Source organism: Allobosea sp. 05T433, from assembly GCF_056396065.1.
On sequence record NZ_JBFTKS010000130.1, the window covers coordinates 1 to 452 of the forward strand.

Sequence of the window (452 nt, forward strand, 5' to 3'; positions counted from 1 at the left end):
GCCGATGGCGACATGATGCCGCTCGGCCCCCCCGGAGCACCGGTCGTCACCAATACCAATTACGACCCCACCATCACCACCTCGAGCAACCAGCCGGGTGTGAACGTCCACAGCGTCGCGGATGCCGATCCTCGCATCATCTCGAACCTGATCGTCGATCAGACGCTGACCAACAGATCTGCCCTGATCGCGGCCCTCGAAAGGAGCGCGGCGGCCGGGGGTATTTCGCTGACGCCGGGGTCTTCCGTGGCGGCAGCCGCTGCCGATCTGATCCTGGCCGCGCGTGATGCGGCGGCCGCGGCCGCTCCCTTCGCCGCGGCAACGGCGTTAGCTTACGGGCAGGCCGTGACGGCTGCGGGAATTGTACAGACCCAGATCAGCAGCGCGCTTGCGAGCCTGACGGCGCTTCGCGCCGACGTGGCCGCCGATGGCGTCGTCGACGTCTCGACGAA

General features: G+C 67.7%; 1 protein-coding gene. It reads left to right on the forward strand.

The window, feature by feature from the left end; all coding sequences use genetic code 11:
• The coding region (locus tag AC1DGP_RS35340; protein WP_476833310.1) for a hypothetical protein at nt 1-452 on the forward strand (452 nt) is incomplete at both ends.